General features: G+C 50.4%; 7 protein-coding genes. 2 read left to right on the top strand and 5 right to left on the bottom strand.

Going from position 1 to position 9,829, the window contains the following annotated elements; genetic code table 11:
* Nucleotides 1–262 precede the first annotated feature (262 nt).
* Nucleotides 263–2,305, bottom strand: coding sequence for an acetate--CoA ligase (gene acs, locus QM529_06800; GenBank protein MDI9314362.1), 2,043 nt, complete (start codon nt 2,303–2,305; stop codon nt 263–265).
* A gap of 134 nt (nt 2,306–2,439) precedes the next feature.
* On the bottom strand, nt 2,440–3,195 hold the full coding sequence (locus tag QM529_06805; protein ID MDI9314363.1) for a hypothetical protein: 756 nt from the start codon (nt 3,193–3,195) through the stop codon (nt 2,440–2,442).
* A 329-nt stretch (nt 3,196–3,524) separates the two neighbouring features.
* Here QM529_06805 and QM529_06810 point away from each other — a divergent pair, with 329 nt between their 5' ends.
* On the top strand, nt 3,525–4,715 hold the full coding sequence (locus QM529_06810) for a pyridoxal phosphate-dependent aminotransferase (GenBank protein ID MDI9314364.1): 1,191 nt from the start codon (nt 3,525–3,527) through the stop codon (nt 4,713–4,715).
* A 106-nt stretch (nt 4,716–4,821) separates the two neighbouring features.
* Here QM529_06810 and QM529_06815 read toward each other — a convergent pair whose 3' ends face one another.
* From QM529_06815 to QM529_06825, 3 genes are read right to left on the bottom strand one after another with little or no spacing between them, the layout of a single operon-like run.
* Nucleotides 4,822–6,036, bottom strand: coding sequence for an ABC transporter permease (locus QM529_06815; GenBank protein ID MDI9314365.1), 1,215 nt, complete (start codon nt 6,034–6,036; stop codon nt 4,822–4,824).
* Between the two features lie 19 nt (nt 6,037–6,055).
* A complete protein-coding gene (locus QM529_06820; protein ID MDI9314366.1) occupies nt 6,056–6,697 on the bottom strand; it encodes an ATP-binding cassette domain-containing protein in 642 nt (213 codons plus the stop codon).
* 5 nt (nt 6,698–6,702) lie between these two features.
* Complete coding sequence (locus tag QM529_06825; GenBank protein ID MDI9314367.1) at nt 6,703–7,239, bottom strand: DUF3299 domain-containing protein; 537 nt, start codon at nt 7,237–7,239, stop codon at nt 6,703–6,705.
* A gap of 305 nt (nt 7,240–7,544) precedes the next feature.
* Between QM529_06825 and QM529_06830 the strand changes: the two genes are divergently transcribed.
* Entirely contained in the window at nt 7,545–9,785 is a 2,241-nt protein-coding gene (locus tag QM529_06830) for an MAP7 domain-containing protein (protein ID MDI9314368.1), read from the top strand.
* The last annotated feature ends 44 nt before the right edge of the window (nt 9,786–9,829 follow it).

The raw sequence follows: 9,829 nt of genomic DNA on the forward strand, positions 1-9,829 counted from the left end.
TGACTTTTAATCAGGGGGTCGAGGGTTCGAACCCCTCCGCGCATACCATAATATGCGCTTGCACTAGGCAACGTTGTTGCTACCGCAAGTGAGCGGAAGTCTTGAGAGATTTACCTTAAGCGTGAAATACTTGATAATTATCGCTTGCGCTAGGCACGTTGTTGCTACCGCAAGTGAGTAGAGATATTGAGAGAAATTATCTCGCGCGTAACCAATTAATGTTTTCGTTATCACGCGAAAGCCAAAGCCTAGATTGCCACGCTTAAGATGTCGCCACGCGGTTTTTAATCAAATCCTCCACCACCAATGGGTCGGCCAGGGTGGTGGTGTCGCCCAATTCGTCGGTTTTGCCCTCGGCAATTTTGCGCAAAATGCGCCGCATGATTTTCCCCGACCGCGTTTTTGGCAAACCACCCGCGCCGGTTAATTGAATAATATCGGGCGTGGCGATGGGGCCGATGTCTTTGCGCACCGATTCTTTTAACGATTTCAACAATTCATTTTTTTCATTTTCGTTGGCCAATTTGATGGAATTTTTTAAGGTGACAAAAACATAAATACCGGTGCCCTTGATATCGTGGGGGTAGCCGACCACTGCCGCCTCCGCCACCGCATGATGTTGCACCATCGCCGATTCAACCTCCGCCGTGCCCAGCCGATGCCCCGAGACATTCAACACATCATCGACCCGACCGGTTATCCAATAATAACCATCGGCGTCGCGCCCCGCGCCATCGCCGGTGCAATAATAACCCGGAAATTGTTTGAAGTAGGTATCGATAAAACGTTGCTGGTCGCCGAACACGCCGCGCATCTGGCCCGGCCAACTATCGGCGATGCACAAATTGCCGCGCACCATGCCATGGTCGTCGGGGCGGTTGGTTTCTTTGCCATTGTCATCCAACAACACTGGCTTGATGCCGAAAAATGGTTTGGCCGCACTGCCGGGTTTTTGCGGGTGAGCAAAGGGCAGGGGCACAATCATCGTGGCACCGGTTTCGGTTTGCCACCAGCTGTCGACGATTGGGCATTGGCCGTCGCCCACCACGTTGTAATACCAACGCCAAGCCTCGGGGTTTATCGGCTCGCCCACCGTGCCCAGGATGCGCAATGATTCACGGCTGGTTTTTTTTACTGGCGCGTCGCCCTCGCGCATCAGGGCGCGAATTGCGGTTGGCGCGGTGTAAAATATATTGACCTTATGCTTGTCGATGACTTGCCAAAAACGGCTGGCGTCTGGGTAATTGGGCACCCCCTCGAACATCAAGGTCGTGGCGCCATTGCACAATGGGCCGTAAACGATGTAGCTATGGCCCGTGACCCAGCCAACATCGGCGGTGCACCAATAAACATCATCTTGGTAATCGAACATCAATTGGTGGGTGTAACTGGCATAGACCAAATAACCGCCGCTGGTGTGGAGCACGCCCTTTGGCTTACCGGTCGAGCCCGAGGTGTAAAGAATAAACAGCGGGTCCTCGGCATTCATTGGCTTGGCCTGGTGGGTGGCGGGCATGTTGGCCACGGCATCGTGATACCATTTATCGCGCGCCTCATTCATGGCAACATCGCCGCCGGTGCGCTTCACCACCAGGGTGCGGCGTATTGCCACCCCCGCGCTTGTGCATTTTTCAATGGCTTGGTCGACATTTTTTTTCAACGGGACAATGCCCGCGCCGCGTTTGCCTTCATCGGCGGTGATAATATAATCCGACTTGCAATCTTGAATCCGCCCGGCCAAGGAATCGGGCGAAAAACCACCAAACACCACCGAATGAATCGCGCCGATACGCGCCACCGCCAACATGGCGAAGGCGGCCTCGGGGATCATCGGCATGTAAATCGTTACGCGGTCGCCCTTTTTCACGCCATCGGCTTCCAAAAAATTGGCCAGGCGGCAAACCTGGTCGTGTAATTCTTGATATGTTATGTGGCGGCTGGGTTCGGCCGGGTCGTTGGCCTCCCACAATATGGCGGTTTGTTGGGCGCGCTGGGCCAGGTGCCGGTCGATGCAATTAACCGCGATGTTTAATTGGCCGTCCGCGAACCATTTGATATGAAAATTATTGATGTCATAGGACGTGTCCTTCACCTGGCTATAGGGTTTCATCCAATCCAATCTTTTGCCAACCTCGCCCCAAAATTTATCGGGGTTGCTTAGCGATTCAGCATATAGTTTTTTATAATCATCGGCCGTAACCAATGGCGTTAATGGCGTTCGCGCCCCGCCGGCCTCAGCTCCATGGCCACCCACATGGCGCGCGGTGTTTTTTATTTCATAAACTTCTTTATGGCTGTCGGTCATGTCTTTTTGTAAGGATATTTATCACGCGATTATGACTCCTCACAAAAAAAAATACAAGCATTTTAATAGCAAAAAAACACCAACAACCTTACATAGCGGTTGGTATTTTTTAAGCAATTATCCCTAACAAATAATTAAAAGGCGACCGAAACAAATGCGCCGCCAGCGATGGTGTGCTCATCGCTCAAGTTATAGCCCTTGCCCTTAGTGGTAAAGCCATAATAATATTTGCCAAAACCACCGACCGATATAAAATCGGCAAAAGTATAATCCAATTGCAACATGGCGATAACATTATGCTGTAACAATTCTATATCATTGTCATCATGGTCATCATGGTCATCCTTGCGGCCGGCTTTGCCCGCCGATGACGATGTGCCCGCCGGCAAAATACCGCTGATGCGCATCATGTTAAGCCCATATTCGGTGCCAATGGTAAAGGCCAGTGCGCCACCCAATCTGACGCCGGCGCCAATCAACAACATGTTGTTTTTGATTTCCCCGCTTTGGTTGTTGGTGCTGAAGTCTTGCTTGCTGTAATCAAAACCGGCATCGATGAACGATGCGCCAAAATTATAACCCACGGTGAAGCCGCCGCCATAACCGACCTTGCGCGTTAGCACCATTTTTTGGCCGGTGGCGGTGTTGGTTAGGGTCGGGTTAAGAAGCCCCTGATATTTGCTTAGCGCGCCGGTCGAGGGCAGGGTGAAAAGCGCAAAGCCATGGCCACGGATAAAAATCCCATCCTCGGTCGCTCCATCGTTATAATAGGTTGGCGGCGCCTCGGTCTGGGCCGTGGCGTTGGCGGCGTAAAATGGCGTAAGCATTACTGAGGCCAGCATAAGTTGGCGGCGGATCGCACGGGGTTTGAATCGTTTGTAATTTTTCATTTTTTATCCTCAATATTTTCTTTAATAGCGGCCGTTCGCGAATTAAATCGATAGGTATAATGTTCATAATATCAACCATCTATTGTCTATTATTATAATAAATCTTTACAATCAATAATTGTAATAAATATTCGCTTGATTATGTTTGGTTTTTTGTTAATCCTATACTTAATATAGCATAATTGTCTTTATTTATCAAGTAAAAAAATAAAAAAATATAGCCATTTGGGCTTTTGGGTTTGCTATTGCGGTTTTTATTTGCGATAAATGCGTGGAGCAATTTTTACCAATTTTTACCAATTTTTAAGTCTTTTTAAGTTATTTTTTTTATGAACGCCATTATCTTGAACCCGAATGTCGGCCACCTGGGTAGCGAGAGTGCCTTCGCCATTACCGCGCGGGCCGAGGCCCTGAAGGCCGAGGGGCGCGACATTGTTAATTTAAGCATTGGCCAGCCCGATTATAAAACCGCGCCGCATATTGTCGAGGCCGCGATTAAGGCGCTGCGCGATGGCAAACATGGTTACACCCCCACATTGGGGATTATACCGCTTCGTGAAACGATAGCTGGTTATTTTCACCGTCAATATGGGGCGCGGGTATCGCCCGATAATGTCATGGTAGCACCGGGTAGCAAGATGGTGATGTTCATGGCGATAACCATGCTGGGCGGGGTGGGGACGGATATTATTTACCCAGAACCTGCCTATCCCATTTATCGGTCGTTAATAAATTATATCGGGTCCCAGGCGGTGCCCTTGCCCCTGCTTGAAGAAAATGGTTTTGCCTTTCGCGCCGATGAAGTATTGGCGAGATGCAACGAGCACACCAGGCTTATCATTATCAACAACCCGGCCAACCCGACCGGCGGGGTCGCCACCAAAACCGAAATCGAAAAATTAATTGCGGGGTTGCAAAAATTTCCGCGGGCGATGCTGTTGGTCGATGAAATTTACAGCCGTTTAATTTATGACGATGCAAAACATATAAGTTTTTTACAATACCCAGAAATTTATGACCGGTTGATATTGCTGGATGGTTTATCAAAATCCTATGCCATGACCGGTTGGCGTTTGGGGTTTGGCGTCTGGCCAAGGGAAATAATGCCCGATGTTGCCCGCTTGGCGATTAATAGTTTTTCATGCGTCAATGCACCAACACAATATGCGGCGATTGCCGCGTTGGATGGCGACCAATCACCGGTTGAGGAAATGCGCCAGCATTTTGATAAAAGGCGCAAACGGATAGTCGCGTTGTTGAACGACGTGCCGGATTTTTCGGTTAGCCTGCCGCAGGGCGCGTTTTATGTTTTCCCCAATATTAAAAAATTAATGGCGAAGCACGGCGGCGACAGCCAATCGTGGCACAAACGATTGCTGGAGGAGGCCGGCGTCGCCACCGTGCCGGGCTCGACCTTTGGCGTTCATGGCGAGGGGTATTTGCGCTTTTCCTACAGCTGTTCCGACGACGATATTGAAAAAGGCTTAAAGATGGTGAGGGATTTTATAACGGCGATATAGGGCATGCGTAATTTCGATGATGGGAGGAAGTGCGAACGGCGGAGCGAAAAAATAAGTCTGACTTCCCTTGTGGCACATGCCCACGGGTATAAGTGGCCGAACCCACCTACTTCTTAATCAACAGCTGGATGATGTCGCCGCGCAGGAGGCGGTAGGCGGGAATAATCGCCGAGATGCCGCCAATCAAAAAGGCAAAACCAACCACCCATAATTCCTGTGGCAGGAAGGCCAAATTGTCGAGGTTGACATAGCGGTCCGCCGCTAAAAAATAACCAATCACGCCGTAAAACAAATGGCCGAGCAAAACGCCAAACACCGCCCCCATCAGCGCGACCAACAATGATTCGCCAAACACCAGCGAGATTAATTTGCCGCGCGCCATGCCAAAACTGCGCAACAATGCCCAATCATATTGCCGTTCGCGCAACGCCTGAATCATCGCTGACACCATGCCGATGCCGGCCAGCAGTATCAGGAAATATCCCAAACCGACCAACGCGCCGGTGCCGACCCCCATGAAATTAATCAGCCGCGATATTTCAAACGCCGGGTTGGCGGCTTGCAATGTTTTGTAATCATTGACCATGCGCGGCAACAGCGCGGCCCCCATCGGTGATTTGTAAATAACCAACAACGACGTAATGGCGCGCGGCATCATGACGCGGTGCTCGCTGATGGCATCGCGTTCGTGCACCAACCAAACCGATTCCACTGGCGTTAGGATAAGCCGGTCGAGCACCGTGTTACTCGGCGTCAAAATACCAACCACCTTGTATGGGCTGACGGTGTGGGCATCGTCATTCGCACCGGTCGGCACGATGCCGTGACTGCCGGTGAAGCTATCGCCAATTTTTAATTTTAACTTGCGTGCCACGTCGGCCCCGATGACAACCTCCAACGGGTTTTGATACATCACGCCGCTGGCCAATTTTCCATTGTAAAGATTGATGTAATCGGGCGTGGTGCCAACGATTCGCACCGCCTGGTAATTATCGCCAAAGGCCAGGGGGATTGCCATTTTAATCAAGGCAGAACTTTGCGGGTTGGTGGTCAGTTGGTTGACTTCCTTCAGGTCGATATTGCCGGTTGGAATATCCAATTGAAAAATTGACGACATGATAATTTGCAACGGGCTACCCTTTGCCCCGACCACCAAATTAACCCCGGCCAGGTTGCTGGTAAATTGTTTTTCCAATTGCGATTGAGTCAGCAACAGGCCGACGATTAAACCAACGCCGGTGGCGAAGGTCAACAGCTGTAAACCATAATAAAATGGCCGATAAAAAATATAGGATAGGATGATTTTAAAACTATTAAGCATGTTGCGTTTTTTTCGTTGTTTACAGCGTGATGGTTTTATCAAAATATTTTTTGATACGTGGGTCGTGGGTCGCGATAAGCAAGCTGGCCTTGGCCTCCTGCGCGACGCGCAGTAACAGATCCATCGCGCCGTGGCAATTGTTGTCGTCCAATGCCGATGTGGGCTCATCACCAAAAATAATTTTGGGCATTGTGATGGCGGCGCGGGCGATGGCGACGCGTTGTTGTTGGCCTAGGCTTAGTTTGTCGGGTTTGGTATCGGCCAGGTTATCGATGCCAACCGCACGCAGTAAATGCTTGGCGTGGGTTTGGTCTTGTTTTAAACCGGCGGCATAACTGGCCGCCAACAGGTTATCCAGCACGGTGAGCGAGCGAATCAAATAAAGCGATTGATAAATAATCCCCATGGTTTTGCCGCGAAATTGGTCGGCCTGGCGCGGCGTCATGGTTAGCAGGTCATTGCCATCGACCATTGCCGTGGCATTATCGTTTTTGGTTTTGATAAATGGTAATAGCCCCGCCAGGGTGTAAAGCAACGTGCTTTTGCCCGAGCCCGACGCCCCGAGGATGAGACCATGTTCGCCCGCACCCAATGAAAAATTTTTAATCAGCGCGACCGGTTTTTTGTCGTAACCGACCGATAGGTTTTTAATTGTGAGCATGGCGGTTAATATTGCACAACCTTGGCATTTTTTAATTGAAAAAACATGCCCTGCGATTGCTCGGGCGACATGTTAAATTGCCCTTCAATTTTTATTATTTTTTCGCTCCAGGCGATTGGTTTATCGATAGTGACCTCGATAAATTCGGTGGGCTCGCCCGGCGGGTGATAGGCGCAAACCGGTGTCCATTTGGTCAGCAGGAAATGGGTGAATTTTTCGGTGGTTTCCAGCGGCAGGATAAAGCCGCTGATGATGAGGTTTTGCCCTTGGTATTTTTTTATATCGTTGGGGAATTTTGCGCGATAGGTTTGCGCCTTTTCATCGACCGACACGGTGGCCTTTGCCATCAACGACCAAAATTGGTCTTGGCTGTAGGGCAGGGTTTGTTGCGCCTTTTTCTCATCAGACGGCTGTAACGAAACCGACCCATTGCTTGAGCTAGCGGCGCGGGCATGGTGCACCGGGGCAAGCAACGAAACGGACAGGAGCAATAAAGCCGCCAGGCTCAGCCTTAGATTCGCCCGATTAAATATTTTTTTCATCGCTCATTACCCCCAACCATTATTTATCATAGCACGGGGTTTACCACAAGAAGCCTTAATATTTATTCACACATTGAGGCCTCGGTATTGCCGGAACCTGGCGCGGGCGGTTGCATGATTTTTATTTTTCTAATCCGGCTATCTTTATTGTTAAGAAAGCTAGGCAAAAACCGACATATGGCTTCGATAGTCAATTACTGAATCGATGGCCATGATAAGCGAACGCATCGGGCGATGCTTGTCGGTCGGGCGTTCAATGTAAGAATGCCCAAGATAGCACCCGCGGGACAGGAGAGGGGTCCCGCGTGCGCAAAAAATTTTTTAAAATAAATGCAATTATTACAACTATAGTGGTGGCGTTGACGCCACTGCTGGTTTTTGCACAATCGGCAACCACGGCAACAACATTGGCGGATGGCGGCAAAACAAACAAACCGGCGATTGCCAAACCGATGACTGATTCAGATGCGGTGCATAAAAAAATTGAAAATACTTTATCGCTGGACGCGGCGACCTGCTACATGGCGTCGCTTGGTGGGCAAAAAACCGACTATGTTGGTTTTTTTAATAAATGCAAACCGGGCACCGGCCTGGGGGTTGGGAAATTAAACAAAACCGACAAGGGAACGACCTTCACCCTTTATTTTTGTATTGGCTATTGCGGCGGGTTAAAACGCGGCGTGCCGATTACGGTGCCCGAGGATGCTATTAATAAAATAACGGGTGAGCCGAGCAAGGAAAATGCGCCACCGATGCGCCCCGGTGCGGTGAATATTATTAACGGCGAAAAAAAAGAAGCGGGCAAAAAGGAAAAGAGCAAAGAAAAAGAGCAGGCCATCAAAGCACCGCCGGTCGCCCCGCCACCCAAACAACCTATTCCGGAAAGCGCGTCGCAAGCCCTACCGGTGGTTAATAATCCACCGGCCAAGAAAACCGCACCAGATGTTAGCACCGCGCCAGCACCGGTTGTTACACCACCCACGCCGCCGGTGAAAGAATCCGCGCAAGAAACCGCCAAAGCAACCAAGGAGGAAAGAGCGGCGCGGCAAGCCGAGCTCGTTAAACAACGCGCCGAAGCGACCCGGGAAAGACGTGCGCAAGAAGAAGAAGCCAAGCAAGCACGCCTGGAACAATTGGAGGCCGATAAGCAAGCACGCCAAGAACAATTGGAGGCCGATAAGCAAGCGCGGCAGGAAAAACTATCATCCTCTAAGGAAGCCCAAAAACAATTGCCTCAAGAAAAGCCTCAAGAAAAATATCGGCTACGCCATATAGAATATACAAGAAATAACGATGAGCTGAGCCCAAACATAAATACCTTGCCGGTGGTTGTTAAAGAAGTCAAACCCACCAAGCCACCGCAAACACCGGCGCAGGTGCAAAAGGAAATAGAACAAGGCTTGGCATTTGTCCGCCATGCAATCGGGGGCAAATTAACCCTGCGCGGCACCGTTGGCTACGTTTATAATTTTGTGCAGGGGAATAATTTTGGTAGCTTTGGTTTCGTCAAAGCAAAATTTAACGGCTTTGCCTATGGCGTGTCGTTGGATTACACCAATGATATTGGGGTTGGTCTGTCGGCCGATTACATGAATTTTAAAACCAACATGACCAGCGTCGGGCCGGGCGACAATTCGGTTTATCAATATCATTACAGCGCGGATTATAATATCCTCACCCTGACGCCAAATTATCGTTTTAAATTGGATGCGGCGGGGCATTTCGGCATTCGCTTGGGGGTGGGTTTGGGGATTAATGCGCCCAATATAACCTGGGGCAAAGAACCAAATATAACAACCGGCGACGTACGTGCGACCGCTGGGGCATTATACACCGGCCCACGATTGATGTTTAACCCCAAATGCACGGGACTTTACGGTGGGTCAGGGGTGGTTGGTGGCGGCGGCTATACCGATAGTAAGGGCGCGGGGTCGCCAAGCGATCCAAATGGTTTTTACTGGCCCGCAGGTGCGTGCGACTTGGGGCAAGCCCACATTACCGACCAACAGGTTGCCGAGGCATTAGAGCGTGATGTTCCGACCTTTGGCGGCGCAGTTCGTGACGGCCAGATTAGCTACTACACGGGGGTGGTGTCACACGCGGTGTGGAAAAAAATATTATCGACCGATGCCAACTCGAAGGGGGCGGCGGCTTTGGACAAACCGTTCTTGGGTCAACCTGGTGCTGAAGCGCAATTTGAATGGGGCAAGGCGACATGGGTGCCCTATAGTGTTTGGAACGTCCTAAGCCCGTCGACGCAAAAGAATTTGCTTGCCGCCGGCGCGATTCCCGGGCCGCCGCCCGATTTGACCATTGGGGTGAATAAGGACATCGGGTTTGTTGTCGCGCCGCAGGTGGCGTTTGAATATGATGCCGGCATGCTTCACGCCGATATCAACATGCGTTACATGCACGAATTAAAAAAAACCAAACAGCATTACGAGGCCGGTGCGGCACCAGAAACCGAAGCCATGAATATCAGCGACACCAGCAAATCGGGGCCGCTGGCGTTTTTTGTCGGCGGCGCAATTGGTCTTAATTTTTAAGCAAATGAGTTGATTTAAACCTTATGTCGCACCGCGCGGCCCTG

This window comes from Hydrotalea sp., assembly GCA_030054115.1.
Taxonomy (GTDB): Bacteria; Pseudomonadota; Alphaproteobacteria; order JASGCL01; family JASGCL01; genus JASGCL01.

What these genes read in the sequence shown, in the direction of transcription:
- acs (MDI9314362.1), bottom strand. Translation starts at nt 2,305, where the DNA reads ATGACCGACAGCCATAAAGAAGTTTATGAAATAAAAAACACCGCGCGC.
- QM529_06805 (MDI9314363.1), bottom strand. Translation starts at nt 3,195, where the DNA reads ATGAAAAATTACAAACGATTCAAACCCCGTGCGATCCGCCGCCAACTT.
- QM529_06810 (MDI9314364.1), top strand. Translation starts at nt 3,525, where the DNA reads ATGAACGCCATTATCTTGAACCCGAATGTCGGCCACCTGGGTAGCGAG.
- QM529_06815 (MDI9314365.1), bottom strand. Translation starts at nt 6,036, where the DNA reads ATGCTTAATAGTTTTAAAATCATCCTATCCTATATTTTTTATCGGCCA.
- QM529_06820 (MDI9314366.1), bottom strand. Translation starts at nt 6,697, where the DNA reads ATGCTCACAATTAAAAACCTATCGGTCGGTTACGACAAAAAACCGGTC.
- QM529_06825 (MDI9314367.1), bottom strand. Translation starts at nt 7,239, where the DNA reads ATGAAAAAAATATTTAATCGGGCGAATCTAAGGCTGAGCCTGGCGGCT.